The 13,595-nt window shown below is 27.1% G+C and carries 19 protein-coding genes; 11 read left to right on the forward strand and 8 right to left on the reverse strand.

From position 1 onward, the window contains the following. Positions 1-141: 141 nt before the first annotated feature. Positions 142-939 (reverse strand): hypothetical protein, encoded by a 798-nt coding sequence (locus HA143_RS05415; protein ID WP_209083929.1) that lies wholly within the window; start codon positions 937-939, stop codon positions 142-144. 417 nt (positions 940-1,356) lie between these two features. On the opposite strand from HA143_RS05415, the gene HA143_RS05420 reads away from it, so the two are divergent. Next, positions 1,357-1,761: a hypothetical protein gene (locus HA143_RS05420; protein WP_209083931.1), complete on the forward strand. Its 405-nt coding sequence runs from the start codon at positions 1,357-1,359 to the stop codon at positions 1,759-1,761. A gap of 24 nt (positions 1,762-1,785) precedes the next feature. Here the strand turns inward: HA143_RS05420 and HA143_RS05425 are convergent, their stop codons facing one another. Further along, positions 1,786-2,466 carry a peptidase E gene (locus HA143_RS05425; RefSeq protein ID WP_209083933.1) on the reverse strand — a complete coding sequence of 227 codons (681 nt, stop codon included), beginning with the start codon at positions 2,464-2,466 and terminating at the stop codon, positions 1,786-1,788. A gap of 20 nt (positions 2,467-2,486) precedes the next feature. Between HA143_RS05425 and HA143_RS05430 the strand changes: the two genes are divergently transcribed. Beyond that, positions 2,487-2,957, forward strand: coding sequence for a GNAT family N-acetyltransferase (locus HA143_RS05430; RefSeq protein WP_209083942.1), 471 nt, complete (start codon positions 2,487-2,489; stop codon positions 2,955-2,957). Positions 2,958-3,654: 697 nt separating this feature from the next. Further along, positions 3,655-3,972: a DUF3303 domain-containing protein gene (locus HA143_RS05435; RefSeq protein WP_209083944.1), complete on the forward strand. Its 318-nt coding sequence runs from the start codon at positions 3,655-3,657 to the stop codon at positions 3,970-3,972. A gap of 421 nt (positions 3,973-4,393) precedes the next feature. Here HA143_RS05435 and HA143_RS09735 read toward each other — a convergent pair whose 3' ends face one another. Together HA143_RS09735 and HA143_RS05445 are read right to left on the reverse strand one after the other, a co-directional pair. Further along, positions 4,394-4,567, reverse strand: coding sequence for a hypothetical protein (locus HA143_RS09735; RefSeq protein ID WP_245210859.1), 174 nt, complete (start codon positions 4,565-4,567; stop codon positions 4,394-4,396). Positions 4,568-4,772: 205 nt separating this feature from the next. Then, entirely contained in the window at positions 4,773-4,910 is a 138-nt protein-coding gene (locus HA143_RS05445) for a hypothetical protein (RefSeq protein WP_011376556.1), read from the reverse strand. Positions 4,911-5,119: 209 nt separating this feature from the next. Here HA143_RS05445 and HA143_RS05450 point away from each other — a divergent pair, with 209 nt between their 5' ends. From HA143_RS05450 to HA143_RS05480, 7 genes are all read left to right on the forward strand, one after another. Further along, positions 5,120-5,500: a DCC1-like thiol-disulfide oxidoreductase family protein gene (locus HA143_RS05450; protein ID WP_209083954.1), complete on the forward strand. Its 381-nt coding sequence runs from the start codon at positions 5,120-5,122 to the stop codon at positions 5,498-5,500. Between the two features lie 56 nt (positions 5,501-5,556). Then, a complete protein-coding gene (locus HA143_RS05455) occupies positions 5,557-5,799 on the forward strand; it encodes a hypothetical protein (protein WP_245210860.1) in 243 nt (80 codons plus the stop codon). A gap of 37 nt (positions 5,800-5,836) precedes the next feature. Then, positions 5,837-6,139 (forward strand): hypothetical protein, encoded by a 303-nt coding sequence (locus HA143_RS05460; protein WP_209083956.1) that lies wholly within the window; start codon positions 5,837-5,839, stop codon positions 6,137-6,139. Positions 6,140-6,205: 66 nt separating this feature from the next. Then, entirely contained in the window at positions 6,206-6,922 is a 717-nt protein-coding gene (locus tag HA143_RS05465) for an MBL fold metallo-hydrolase (protein WP_209083958.1), read from the forward strand. A gap of 105 nt (positions 6,923-7,027) precedes the next feature. After that, on the forward strand, positions 7,028-7,336 hold the full coding sequence (locus HA143_RS05470; protein WP_245210861.1) for a hypothetical protein: 309 nt from the start codon (positions 7,028-7,030) through the stop codon (positions 7,334-7,336). A gap of 74 nt (positions 7,337-7,410) precedes the next feature. Then, positions 7,411-10,017 carry an aminopeptidase N gene (pepN, locus tag HA143_RS05475; RefSeq protein WP_209083960.1) on the forward strand — a complete coding sequence of 869 codons (2,607 nt, stop codon included), beginning with the start codon at positions 7,411-7,413 and terminating at the stop codon, positions 10,015-10,017. A 401-nt stretch (positions 10,018-10,418) separates the two neighbouring features. Further along, a complete protein-coding gene (locus HA143_RS05480; RefSeq protein WP_209083962.1) occupies positions 10,419-10,580 on the forward strand; it encodes a photosystem II reaction centre N prot in 162 nt (53 codons plus the stop codon). 13 nt (positions 10,581-10,593) lie between these two features. Here the strand turns inward: HA143_RS05480 and HA143_RS05485 are convergent, their stop codons facing one another. The 3 genes from HA143_RS05485 to HA143_RS05495 all read right to left on the reverse strand — a co-directional run bounded on the left by HA143_RS05485 (position 10,594) and on the right by HA143_RS05495 (position 12,321). Beyond that, complete coding sequence (locus HA143_RS05485) at positions 10,594-10,794, reverse strand: hypothetical protein (protein ID WP_209083964.1); 201 nt, start codon at positions 10,792-10,794, stop codon at positions 10,594-10,596. Between the two features lie 97 nt (positions 10,795-10,891). Then, entirely contained in the window at positions 10,892-12,067 is a 1,176-nt protein-coding gene (gene purT, locus HA143_RS05490; RefSeq protein ID WP_209083966.1) for a formate-dependent phosphoribosylglycinamide formyltransferase, read from the reverse strand. A gap of 11 nt (positions 12,068-12,078) precedes the next feature. After that, positions 12,079-12,321: a lectin subunit alpha gene (locus HA143_RS05495; RefSeq protein ID WP_209083968.1), complete on the reverse strand. Its 243-nt coding sequence runs from the start codon at positions 12,319-12,321 to the stop codon at positions 12,079-12,081. Positions 12,322-12,467: 146 nt separating this feature from the next. On the opposite strand from HA143_RS05495, the gene HA143_RS05500 reads away from it, so the two are divergent. Continuing rightward, positions 12,468-12,947 carry a glutathione peroxidase gene (locus HA143_RS05500; RefSeq protein WP_209083970.1) on the forward strand — a complete coding sequence of 160 codons (480 nt, stop codon included), beginning with the start codon at positions 12,468-12,470 and terminating at the stop codon, positions 12,945-12,947. A 229-nt stretch (positions 12,948-13,176) separates the two neighbouring features. Here HA143_RS05500 and HA143_RS05505 read toward each other — a convergent pair whose 3' ends face one another. Continuing rightward, entirely contained in the window at positions 13,177-13,566 is a 390-nt protein-coding gene (locus HA143_RS05505; protein WP_245210862.1) for a hypothetical protein, read from the reverse strand. Between the last annotated feature and the right edge of the window lie 29 nt (positions 13,567-13,595).

Below are 13,595 nucleotides of genomic sequence, written 5' to 3' on the forward strand. Positions count from 1 at the left end.
TATTTTTTGTTTAAAAGAATCTTCATCTTTAGAATGAATATAAGAATTAGTAAAATCTATGTTTTTTAAATATACTATAATTGTTCTTTTGTTATTATCTTGCAGCTGAAAAAAGTCTTTCAAATTCATAGAAATTATTATTCATTTTCTAAAAAAGCTATAAATATAATCAAGTTTTTCTGATGATGAAAAATCAGTTTCAATAACAGGGGTTATATTATTGTTTGTATAAAAGTTAACTAACTCTCTTGTAAAGTCATAAAAATAGTCTATCGAATATAAACATTTTTCTGATATATGTACCCCATTCCAAGGACGAAATTTAAACCTGGCTATAAATTGTTTTGAAGGAATTAATAAACTTCCAAATAGATTTAATTTTTCATATTTTGATTCTTTCTTAAGATAATTAATTTCATTCTGAAGTACTTTAATATCTGTACCGTATTGAAACCAAATTGAATTAATTAATCTTGAAGAGATTTTCTTCTCTAACCTTTCTCTCTCTGAAGATACCTTATAATATTTTTTTAAGTATGGGTTATAAGCTATACCTAATTTAACTTTTAAATTTTTTTCTCTTTTTAAATTACTTAAAACGTCAATTGTATCAAGTTTTTTTTTCTTATTAGATCCTGTAACGAGAAGAATTTCATGATTTCTATTTGAATAAGAATTTTTTAAAAAATCTAAAAATTCTTGATATGTTTTTTCTTTATTTTTAGAGTATTGATGATAAAGACTATAATGATAAGTTACATTAAATTCTGGGAAGTGTTTAGATATATATTTAATAGTTGAATTAAATAATTCCTTCTTAATAGGGCCCTTACAAGGAATGTTAATATTTTTTATTTTATTAAATTTACAGTACTTAAGTTTATTTTCTAACTGAGAAATATTTTTAAATGACAATTCAAACCTTAAATTATTAATCATCAATTAGTTAATTAAACTTTTATTTAAATATTTTAACGAAAAGATGTGACTGCTACGATTCTTATTTGTCAGGACATATTTTTATTCTTACTCTTAAATAACTCGCTGGGAGAAAGCTCCAATAATACTCTTATAGAAATTCTATATTCTGCTGATTTTGCAATAATATCATTGAGATGTTCCCAATTCTTTGATATTACTACTCCAAGTTAGGAGAAATAAAAAACTACAAAAATCCAAGAGAATAGATACAAAAAAGATATGATATTTAATATGATTAAATAATATAAATAAAAATCAAACATACAAGTTTATAATTTAATACTTAATTTCTTATTCTTTTAGCAAATCATATAATCATTAAAGATTATGATGAACTCGAGAGGTTAGAATATCAAAAAGTATTTTAAAAAGAATATGGCAAGTCAAGATTATCTAATTGCAATAGCATTAATAGAGCAAAACACTGTTAGAGCAATGCCACTCGGAGGAAAAGAAATTAAAGATAATTTAGATGAACCAGAAAATTTCAAGAAACTTGGAGAAGAGGTTATTTTAAATCTTCTTCTTAGAGTTTTCCAAAGGAGTGATGAAGGTGAATTGAAAAGGGCCTCTGAAGATAAAGGTTTACTCTTGGTTCATATGCATCCTAAGAGGATGCAGAAAGAGCTTCCATTTATTAAATCTGAATGGATAAGAGACGGAGATACACAACAATTTTTAAAATACCTTAGCAATCTTGCTAAAGAAGTATGGACTGCATCATTTGTAAAGTACAAAGGGATTGAATTAAAATCTATCTCAAAAAATGAAGATATCTAAAATAAATTTATAAATATTTTCTTTTTAAAGGATTTCTTTCTTTAAACTATTATTTTCCTTAGAAACTTTAAAACATTTTTTACCATTACCAAAATCTATTGAGGAAAAATCAAAATCATTTTTTATATGCAAGGCACAATTGCCCTCAATACAAATACAAGATTCAATAACTTCTCTCTTGATAATATCACTAACATATGGTTCTCTTTCTTTTTCTTCATCGAAATGCGGACAAGCAATACCATCAACTATTCCTAAGCAATTAATTATATTCAATTCATTAGCAAAAGAATCAGTTATTCCCTTATCAAACCAACAAATAGCTCCAGCACTTACACCACTCATTACAATTCCTTTCTCATATGCATTTTGTAAAATGTTATGTAAATTCCATTCTTTCCAAACTGCCAACATACTTTTTGTATTTCCTCCCCCAACATAAATGATATCTTGAGTTAAAACTTTCTCTTCTAAATTTTCTGTTCTAGAGAAAAAATCAATATGACTTGTTATACAATCTAATTTAGAAAATGCTCTATAAAAATTTAATTTATACAAACTACTGTCACCAGATGCCGTAGGGATAAAGCAAATTTTTGGTCTTTTTTTATTAATTAAGGAAGCTATATATTTTTCAATTTCAAGAGAGCCTAAAGAACGTCCAAACCCTCCTCCACCAATTGCGACTATATTTTTACTATGCATTTTAAATAAATGATTTGTTTATGAATTTAAGACAAATTACCATTAAAGATCAACTTGAATTAAAGAAGGTTTATTTTGATTCAATTCAATCATTAGATGAAAAAACATATTGCCAAGAACAAAAAAGGGCCTGGTCAAGCCAAGCATGGGATAATCCCAATTTTGATAAGTCTATATTTAAAGGTAAAGGATGGCTTTTAAGTGATCAAGGTATAATTATTGCTTTTGCAATAAGATATCCCAATAATAAAATTTCGTTATTCTACTGCAAAGGAAAATACCAGAGACAAGGTTACGGTTCAAGGTTACTCCATAAATTAGAAGGTGATGCTAAGAAAGAAGGTTTAGCTTCTCTTTCAACTGAAGCGAGCTTGATAAGTTATAAATTATTTCTTAAAAATGAATGGGAAATAATTCGTAAAGAAAAAGTTATTATAAATAATATTTTTTTTGAAAGATATAAAATGATTAAAATTATAAAAATTAATTAGTTCATTAATAATGTATAGCAAAAGTAAGGGGATAATTTTGATTCAAAGAATGCTAGTTTGGGCTTTTTACATTTTTTCAGGATTTATACTTTATTCAAACAAAGGTACTTTACCTTCTTTTTTTATTACTTTTTCAAGAATTATTTATCCATTATCTATATTCTGGCTGCAAATAAGAATTAAAAAAAGAACTAATTTCCTGCCTATTGATTCAAAAATGACTACATCGCAGTTATGGTTTAATTTATTACCCGTTATTGCATCTCTCTTAACAGTGATTTTTTCTATAACAAATACATTTTTATATATTCTAGGAAAAATAATTAACTCTTAAGTTGAATAAAGTAATTATTCTCTGATTGCGCTAGTCATTTCTCTAATAAAAACATAATGTAAAGAAATTTGCCTTTTCCTTAAATTTGTATAAATTTTTAATAGTGATCAATATAAATAATGAAGAATATTTCATTACAGAGAAATATTAATTTTGATAATGAAGAAAAAGGAAAACACGCTTATGAATTATTCTCGTTAAAAATCACAGATAGTTTATATAAAAAAGATATTGTAAAATTTTTAGAGACTCTCTCTTCTCATTTTATATAGAAACATATTGTTATTCTGATCTTCAAATTCAAACAGTCTGATAAAAAAATAAGTTTTTGAAGGATAATAAGGAAACTTTAAGAAAATTCTAATGCAATTATTTCTTGCTGACTGCCAATTCCCAGATATTGAAAATCAAGTCAAAGCGTATCAATTATTTGTCGAAGCTTGGGAAAACGGTGAAATTGCAAAATCAGATAAAACAGACAAATTTGAGATGTTATTTAGAGTTCATGCCCCAGGAGAAGGAAGAGTCGTTTGTTTATGTAAGGCATATAGTGATAAAGAAATATTTGAGCATTTTGCACCATGGAGAGCTAAATTCGGCATTCATATGGAATTTACACCTGTAATAAGTTGTCAAAATGTTGTTGACTACCATAAAGATTTATTCAAAACCTTAAGGTAACAGGCTTAAATCGGAAGTATCTCGTGATTAAACCTTTTACCAATTTTCTCTACAAAAAAAAAGAGAGAAATTTATCATCTTTAAAAAGTAAACCTAAGGGAGAAGAAAACGTTAAATCTAAGCCATTAATAATAATCGGTTTTATCATCTCATTAACTTCTATTTTCTTACTTTTATTCACCATTAATAATAAATTTGGATAATTTGAGTAATTATCACTAATAGTTAAAAACAAAAATCATTTATCATAAATTCAATTTTAATAATCATATGGCATTTAACGAAGGTGGAATGGCATCAGGCCTTCTTATTATTGCAGTATCAATAGTTTTTGCTGCTGGTTTTGGATTTTTAGTATTGCATTTTGTCCCTGGGACCCCATTTTAAGAAAACAAGTTGGATTAAATATCACTAAATATACTTAAGCACTAACAGTTTCTAAATCCTGCATTTGATTATCATCAGTATTTGATTTCTTCCTTAGGCTAAAACCATAAACTAAAGATCCTAAGGCTAAAGTACTGGATGCTAGTATTCCTGATATGAGTATCAAGGCAAAAAGACCTCCTATTAGCCCCGCTTTAAACCTCAGCAAGTTTGATTTTATTAGAAGAATTGATAAAAAAACAATCGTTGCTTTTAGAGAAGAGATTTTCAAAAAAGTAAATGTATAGAAAGGGTTTAACAGCATCTCTTTAGCAATTTGAATTAAATAATATTCTAGAAATAAATTAAAAAAACCGCATAAAAAAAAGACTCTAATGAGTCTTTTAATTTAAATCTATAAAAGATTTATTGATTTATGCATCCTTATCGAACTTGCTTAGGTTAGGGCCTGCAACCAAACCAACTAGAGCAAAAAGGACTAAAGAGAGGACCCCAACAGCAGCTGCATAAGGATTGAAACCACCTAAAGAAAAGGAAGCTAATAAATTCATGATTTAAAAAACGAAATATCTTGGAGTTAAGCATACAGAATATTTGAGGAAAATATACCTATATTGAGACATTTCTTCGTAATTATGAAAATATTTAGCTAAATCCTTTATTACCAACACACAAATTTTTTATTTTTTATTTTATTATCAAGGTAGATATCATAGCTTTTAATTGCATATTTTAAGACAATTAACACTAATTTTACCTAATGAATTCTAACTATACCTTTATTTATGATGGAGAATGTCCATTTTGCAATCATTTTGCAGAGCTCCTGGAAATCAAAAGCAATGTAAATAATATTAAAATTCTTGATGGTCGTAAGAATTTAACCCTAATTAAATCTCTATTAGAAAAAGGTTATGACATTGATAAAGGGGCTATTCTCCTCCAAGATAAAGATATCTTTCATGGGGCAGAGGCAATAAATACTATTTGCAAACAGATACATAATCCTTCAAGTAGCTTACTTTATTTACTTTCCAGAGCATTCAAATCAACTAAACGAACAAATATAATATTTCCTTTACTTGTTAGGGCGAGAAGATTTGCACTGATATCAAAAGGTGTATCAACATCTCTAGTTTAAAAAATAAATAATTTCTTAAAAATAAATAACATATTTATAAGCTTCTTTATCAAAAAATGATAATTAATTATTTATTAGCTAGAACTAAGTGGTACCACAAAATATTAATGATAGAGAACTTCAATCCCTTTATTTCATTAGGCGGTGATAACCAAAAAGTTAATCATATGGCTGAGGCGGCACTCGAGATGAATTTAACATGCAATGATTTAAAGAAGGATTTAAATTTAACTGATGGAGATGTAGTTGATATGTTGCAACTAGTTATGGATAGTTTTAAAAATAGTAATAAACCGTAAATCATTATCATTAATTTTTATATTTCTAATTTTTTTAATGAAAACAATCCAAATTGAGTTTTCAAAATATGAATCAGTTAACTTTTTATGGCCTGAATTAATAGAAGATTACGGTTTTGATAAAGCAAAAAAAATAGTTGCTCAGGCAATTGACTTACAAAAAATGAATGGCACGAAAAATAGCACCATTCCAATCATCTTTTCAGGAACAGGGGGATTAGCTTTAATACCCACACAAATGTTAGAAAAAGATGATTTTAAAATTAATTATAAAGATAACCAAGTTTTAATATTTAATCTAAAAAGAAAGTCATTTCAAATATTAAATGAAGCAAACTAATCTAGATTAGTAACTTCTCGATAAAGCCAAAATTAACTTATAGTCTAATAAAACAATTTAGAGATAATGACTTTTGAAGCAACCTACCTTGGATCAAATGGTTGGTTTATAAAATTAAACAATACCAATGTAATTATTGATCCATGGCTTAAAGGAGATTTAATATTTCCACCAGGAGAATGGTTTTTCAAAGGATCATTAGAGCAAGAAATTTCAATAGATAAAAACATAGATATCATTTTATTAACCCAAGGATTACCTGACCACTGTCATATTCCAACATTAAAAATGTTTAGAAAGGATATTCCCATAATTTGCCCTAAAAGTGCTAGTGGAATATTAGAAAAAATAGGTTTTAATTCAATCAAAATTCTTAAGCCAACTGAAAAAACTCATCAATTTAATATAAGTTTTGAAGCAACTGCCGGAGCTCCAGTCCCACAAATAGAAAACGGATATATTGTTAGAGATGATGAAGATAATTGCTTTTATATAGAACCACATGGATATCTTGATGAAAATTTAGACAACCAAAAACTGGATGCAGTCATAACTCCTACAAAAAATTTAGAATTACCCCTAGTAGGTTCTTTTGTAAAAGGTGCTGATGTAATACCCAAGTTGATTAAAAAATTTAACCCGAAATTTATACTTTCAAGTACAGTTGGTGGAAATGCAAAATATTCAGGTTTTTTAAATAATTTTATTTCCGTGGAGGAAAAGAAAGAAGAATTAAATTGTAATCTTATAGATTTAGAGAGTATGCAATCTATTATGATTTAAATTGGTCATAAGAACTCTTCAATTTTGTCATTTAGAATCAAAGTAAACTCAACTTAATAAGGAGTCCAAGAAATTAATTCATTTTTTTTCACCTCAATACTTTTATTGGTTTTAAATACTAGTTATTTATGCGACAATTCAAAGCTTGATCTTGTCATAAGAAATAATATTAATGGTGACTTTACAATAATAAAAAAGATATCTGAGATAAAGCCAGGAGCATTTATAAATATTAATTGGAATAAAAAAAATCTTATGCTTCCTTATTCTCTAAGGAAAGATTACATTTCATTTACAGATAGAAAATGGGACTTTCGGTACCAATTAAATAAAGATGGTTCCACAAATATTAATAATCCTTCCTTATATGAATTACTTCCTTCTGGGGAAATAGAAACACATTTTTGTGAATAATATTATAGAAGTTCAAACTTATAATTTAAAGATAAGTATCTTAGATCATTCCATTTCTAAATTCTTAATTAAAGATGAACAAAATTAAAAATCAAAAAAATATCTCAAGATTTGTAAAACTTAATGATTATAAAGTATTTGATTATGAAATACCTGTAGTTTTTTTGAACTTCATAATTAAGAAAAGTGCTGTTTATGTTACAACGAATCTGAAATTGATAAAAAGAAATAAGATTACCAAACATCTTATTCTTGCAGGTAAAGATATATTTATTAAAAAAATCTATATAGATGACTCTCTTTTAGAAGAGGAATACTATACACAGCAAAAGAATAGTTTAATAATTAGAAATATAAATAAAGATAGTTTTACATTAAAAATAGAAGGAATAATTAAACCAAAGGAAAATACATCACTTTTAGGAATGTATGAGAGTAATGGGATAATAACTACGCAATGCGAGGCAGAAGGATTTAGAAGAATAAGTTATCACGCTGACAGGCCTGACATCCTAAGCAAATACACCGTGAGAATTGAAGCTGACAAGAATGATTATCCTGTCTTACTTTCAAATGGTAATGTCGTAAAAGAAAATAATCTTAAAAATAATCGACATGAAATAATTTGGGAAGACCCATATCCGAAACCCTCATATCTATTTGCATTGGTGGCAGGGAAACTTAATTGTGTAAAAGACTATTTCATAACAAAATCTAATAAAAAAGTAAAAATAAATATTTATGTTGAGAATGGCGATGAAAAATATGTTCAACATGCAATAAGTTCCTTACAGAAATCAATGAGATGGGACGAAGATAAATATAACCTTGAATACGATTTATCATTATTCAATATAGTTGCAGTAAGGCACTTTAATATGGGAGCCATGGAAAACAAAAGTCTCAATATTTTCAACTCAAAACTAATACTCGCTGATCCTGAAACAACAACTGATGAAGAATTAGAAAGAATAGAAGGGGTAATAGCTCATGAATACTTCCATAATTGGACGGGGAATAGAGTGACCTGTAGAGATTGGTTTCAATTATCTCTAAAAGAGGGTTTAACAGTATTTAGAGATCAACAATTCACTTCAGACCTCCATAATAATGAAATAAAGAGACTTGAGGATGCAAAATTTCTTAGGATGAATCAATTTAGGGAAGATTCTGGTCCAACATCACATCCTGTAATGCCAGAAAAATATCAAGAAATAGACAATTTCTATACGACCACAATATACGAAAAAGGTTCGGAAATCATAAGGATGCTTAGCAATCTTGTAGAAGAAAAAAATTTCTATAAAGGATTTAGTAATTACATCTCAACTTATGATGGTAAGGCAGCAACAATAGATCAATTTGTCGATAAAATATTAGAGATTGATAAGAAAATAGATCCTAAAGAATTTAAAGTCTGGTATAAGCAAAATGGAACACCAAAAGTTAAATTCAAGAGAATATGGGATCAATCAAACAAAAAACTTACAATTCAAGCCTCTCAAAATAATCCAATAAAAAATAACCCATATAATGATTTACCTCTAATAATTCCTATAAATTTAGCTATATTCACCGGTGAACATAAAACAATAAGAAAAACAGTAGTCCTAAAAGAAAAGAAACAAGAATTTATTATTAATAACGTAAAAACTCATTTCAAAATCCCCTTAGTTACTTATATGCGCGAATTTTCATCCCCAGTTGAGTGGGAATCAGATAATACTTTGGATGAGAAATTTTTAATCCTAAAATATGAAACTGACTACTTTACGCTATCTAATACTATTCAAGTATTATATAAAAAGATCATTACATGCAGATTAAATGAAAAACCAGATTATGAAATTGAAAAAAAATTAATAAGCACCTTAATATCATTTATAAAAAATAGAGATATTAATTTATCTCTTTTATCGGAATTACTAAGTATTCCGACTTTTGCTGAAATCGAATCAGAGATTAAGAATATAGACCCTTTAAAAATATATAAAATTATTGATGAATTAAATTATATATTTGGAACTAAATTGAAAACAGAATTATATTTTAAGCTCCAAGAAATAGAAAAAAATCTAGACAAAGTATGGCCCAAAGGAAAACATGAAAGAAAATTAATCGAAACTATTTGGAAACTACTTTTACATAGTAAAGATGAGGAAATTAAATTCAAAATAATTAATTACGTTGATAGTAATTCGATGACCTTGGCAAAAGCCGCACTAAATACATTTTGTAGGATTGATTGTCCTGAGAGGAAAATAATATCAAATATATTCTTCAATAAATGGAAAAATAATAGTGTAGTATTGGATAGTTGGTTCTCATTCAATGCATCTATAGAAATTGATGAGAATACAGCCAGTATTGAAAAATTATTTAATCACCAGCTTTTTGATTCAAAATCACCAAATACATTAAGAGCTATATTAAATTCTTTCGTCACAAGAAATAGTATTTTTCATGCAATTGATGGATCTGGTTATAAGTATATTGCGAATAAGATAATTGAATTCGACAAATCAAATCCAATTGTAATTTCTCGATTTGTAAAAATATTTAGTAGATACAAGTATTATTCAGAACCTTACAAAAGTAATATGATTGAAAACATTAGACAGATCAAAAAAAATAAACTTTCAACAAATACAAAGGAAGTTTTATATGCAATATTAGACTAATTATTTGAATATATTTAATTAAATATAAGAACAGAAACTGTAATCATAACAAATAATATAAATACAATATATTTATTAGTAAAAATATCATTAAATATATTTTTATTATCATATTTATTCCATTTTTTATTTACATATTCCTTAGTTATGAATTTATTAGGCCTTCCACAATATAAACACGTTGGAGAAGTTATTAAAATTAAATTTTTACATTGAGGGCATTTTTTTTTATCCATAGTTAAATTTTACTTAATAATATTTAAATCAGAAGCCTAGATTAAAATAAGTAAATCCATTATATTTTTAATATTCTGAATGATTAAATAACATTGCAATAAAAAAGCTTTATTTAAACTAATAAAAAAAATTCAATATAATATAAATTTAATATTTAGTTTTACATGTTTGCTATTGCACTTGGATTGTCTCCTATTGAAAAAATCACTGTTGCAATAACTGCTTCGATTTTTATAATTTCTTTTACATGGATCTCAATTAAGGGAGATTTAAATAAAATTGCTAAGGAACTAATTGAAGATAATGATAATAACCAGGATAATTAAAAAGTTCTTTAACCTACTTTTTATGCAATCGAGGATAATCAATAATATGCCTAATTTCTTTTAGAGAAGAACCATAGATTTTTTCACCATTTAAATGAACACCAATCCATTTTTCCTTTTTATTAAAAAAATAATTTTTACTAGTACCCCTTTTGAGAAGATCTTTATTATCCCAATTTAAATTTATATCCCAACCTTTATAATTTTCTATCATTTTGAATAAGAAAGCTTAATTAAATAATACCCACATATAGAAAGAACAAAAACGAAGGAAATAAGTAATTTTTTCGTTATATTTCTTTTATATTTATTTAATTTGAGCTAACTTTTATTTTACTAGCAGCTTTATCTGCATTTTCTCTAGCTAAATTAACGTCTTTATTTGATGAAAGAACAACTCCCATTCTTCTGCCTTTTCTTGAGACTGGCTTACCAAATATAAGAACTTTAGTCTTTTCAAACTCTAATGCTTCATTAAGACCTTCATAAATAGGATTCTTATACTCTTTATCTGAAAGTATAACTCTTGTTGCTGAAGGTTCTATTAGATTTATATTAGGTATTGGTAAATTTAAAAATGCCCTTAAATGCAATTCAAATTCACTAATGTTTTGACTGACTAATGTAACCATACCGGTGTCATGTGGTCTTGGAGATAATTCTGAAAATATAACCTCATTTCCTTTAACAAAAAACTCGACTCCGTATAATCCAGCTCCATTTAGGTTATTTAATATTCTAGTTGTAATTTTCTTGGCTTCAATAATTAAAGACTCATTCATTTCCAAAGGTTGCCAACTGCATTGATAGTCCCCGTTAGACTGAAGATGTCCAATTGGCAAACAAAAAATATTTTCACCACTATGCTTCCTTACCGATAAAAGTGTAAATTCAAAATCAAAATTAATAAATTCCTCAATAATAACACCCTTAACTTTACCTCTAGAATTTGCTTGTGCCTGATTCCAAGCATCATGTAAATCATTTTTTGTCTCAACCAAACTTTGTCCCTTACCTGAAGAGCTCATTAAGGGCTTAAGTAAAAGTGGAAATCCAATCTCAATTGCTTTTTTTTCTAGGTCATCAAATTTAAAAATATAATTAAATTTTGCAGTCTTTATTTTTAAATCTCTAGAAGCTAAATCTCTAATTTTATCTCTATTCATTGTGATTTCAACAGTTCTAGCATTTGGAACAATCTTAAAACCCTCATCCTCTAATTCCTTTAAAGCTTCAATCGAAAGTGCCTCAATTTCAGGAACAACAAAATCTGGATTTAATTTTTTAATAACATCTTTTAAAATATTTTTGTTGCTCATATCAATTGCACATGAATGATCAGCAACTTGCATTGCAGGTGCTTTTTCATATCGATCAATTGCAATAACTTCTAATCCCAATCTCTTGGATTCAATTACTAGTTCCTTACCAAGTTCACCGCTGCCAAGAAGTAAAATTCTTTTTTTAGAAAAAATTGCATTTTTCATATTAATAAAAATTATTTTTCATTACCATAACTCTGGCTAAAGGAATCCTCTTTATTTTTTTTATCTTTAGAAAAACTAAATAAAGATTTTCTAAAAAATAAAATCTGACTTCGCAAACTATTAGTTATAGATTTTAAAATTGCTACTAAAAAAAAAATTCCAATAATAGCCCAAAAAATTTTTTCTAAAGCAACTGAAGGTGAAAATGCTTGACCAGATTTAATAATTTCAGTAAGTGGGTCTAAAGGGTCCAAATTAAAATTTTTATATAATATTAATTATAAAGGTTTAAAGAAATAAAAAATTAAAACTTACAAAAGAAAAAATCCAAAATAGTTGCATATTTTATGCACAAAAAACGCTATAGAATGTTATCTTCAAAGGGTAATTTTTTTAAGACATGCAAGTTGACGTTCAAAATACTACTGTTCTTTCATCAGATGGATCATCTATAAAACTTGGTGAGTACTCAGGGGAAGTCATTTTAGTGGTTAACGTAGCTAGTTATTGTGGGAATACTGCTCAGTATGAGGATCTTCAAAAGCTACATGATTTATATTCAAGCAAAGGCCTTAGAATACTCGCATTCCCATGTAATGATTTTGGGAAACAAGAACCGGACACCCTTTCAGAAATAAAAAATTTTTGTACAACTAAATATGGAGTTAAGTTTGAAATATATGAAAAAGTTCATGCTAAAGGTAATACCACTGAACCATACACAACGCTTAACAAGGTTGAACCTGAGGGTGAGGTTGAATGGAATTTCGAGAAGTTTTTAATAGGAAAAGACAGTAAAGTAATTGCAAGATTCAAACCAAGTGTTAAACCCTTTGACGAAAACTTAATCGCAGCTATTGAAGTAGCGTTAGATTCATAAGAATTGCCCTCTAATTCTTATGAAATTTTAAAATAAATAACTTTCAAAGTTAATTAAATAACTTCTCAATCTTTAATCTGATTTTTAACTTCACTTTCTTCTTGTTCCTCTGATTTTAACTCTGACTCAATTGTTTCTTCTTTAACTTCACTTTCTTCTTGTTCCTCTGATTTTAACTCTGACTCAATTGTTTCTTCTTTAACTACACTTTCTTCTTGTTCCTCTGATTTTAACTCTGACTCAATTGTTTCTTCTTTAACTTTTTTAACTCTGACTCAATTGTTTCTTCTTTAACTACACTTTCTTCTTGTTCCTCTGATTTTAACTCTGACTCAATTGTTTCTTCTTTAACTACACTTTCTTCTTGTTCCTCTGATTTTAACTCTGACTCAATTGTTTCTTCTTTAACTACACTTTCTTCTTGTTCCTCTGATTTTAACTCTGACTTTTCTTTTAATTCTAAATTTCCTGAATTCATATTATCTTCTTGTCTTAGTAGGAATTTCAAAAATCCTTTAAATAATAAGAAACCTTTTTCAATTCTTTTAGGACCCAAAATTGAGAGCAAAACAACCAAAATTATGAATATTTCAGGTGAATTCAAACCTAATAGTTTCATAAATTTATATATTCTAATTATGTTTTAGC

It is taken from the genome of Prochlorococcus marinus CUG1415 (assembly GCF_017696015.1).
GTDB classification, from domain to species: Bacteria; Cyanobacteriota; Cyanobacteriia; order PCC-6307; family Cyanobiaceae; genus Prochlorococcus_A; species Prochlorococcus_A marinus_AE.

Coding starts and splice junctions, on each gene's coding strand:
- HA143_RS05450 (WP_209083954.1), top strand. CDS start 5,120: ATGAATTCTAACTATACCTTTATTTATGATGGAGAATGTCCATTTTGC.
- HA143_RS05445 (WP_011376556.1), bottom strand. CDS start 4,910: ATGAATTTATTAGCTTCCTTTTCTTTAGGTGGTTTCAATCCTTATGCA.
- HA143_RS05455 (WP_245210860.1), top strand. CDS start 5,557: ATGATAATTAATTATTTATTAGCTAGAACTAAGTGGTACCACAAAATA.
- HA143_RS05460 (WP_209083956.1), top strand. CDS start 5,837: ATGAAAACAATCCAAATTGAGTTTTCAAAATATGAATCAGTTAACTTT.
- HA143_RS05480 (WP_209083962.1), top strand. CDS start 10,419: ATGTTTGCTATTGCACTTGGATTGTCTCCTATTGAAAAAATCACTGTT.
- HA143_RS05415 (WP_209083929.1), bottom strand. CDS start 939: ATGATTAATAATTTAAGGTTTGAATTGTCATTTAAAAATATTTCTCAG.
- HA143_RS05430 (WP_209083942.1), top strand. CDS start 2,487: ATGAATTTAAGACAAATTACCATTAAAGATCAACTTGAATTAAAGAAG.
- HA143_RS05505 (WP_245210862.1), bottom strand. CDS start 13,566: ATGAAACTATTAGGTTTGAATTCACCTGAAATATTCATAATTTTGGTT.
- HA143_RS05435 (WP_209083944.1), top strand. CDS start 3,655: ATGCAATTATTTCTTGCTGACTGCCAATTCCCAGATATTGAAAATCAA.
- purT (WP_209083966.1), bottom strand. CDS start 12,067: ATGAAAAATGCAATTTTTTCTAAAAAAAGAATTTTACTTCTTGGCAGC.
- HA143_RS05500 (WP_209083970.1), top strand. CDS start 12,468: ATGCAAGTTGACGTTCAAAATACTACTGTTCTTTCATCAGATGGATCA.
- pepN (WP_209083960.1), top strand. CDS start 7,411: ATGAACAAAATTAAAAATCAAAAAAATATCTCAAGATTTGTAAAACTT.
- HA143_RS05420 (WP_209083931.1), top strand. CDS start 1,357: ATGGCAAGTCAAGATTATCTAATTGCAATAGCATTAATAGAGCAAAAC.
- HA143_RS05465 (WP_209083958.1), top strand. CDS start 6,206: ATGACTTTTGAAGCAACCTACCTTGGATCAAATGGTTGGTTTATAAAA.
- HA143_RS05485 (WP_209083964.1), bottom strand. CDS start 10,794: ATGATAGAAAATTATAAAGGTTGGGATATAAATTTAAATTGGGATAAT.
- HA143_RS05425 (WP_209083933.1), bottom strand. CDS start 2,466: ATGCATAGTAAAAATATAGTCGCAATTGGTGGAGGAGGGTTTGGACGT.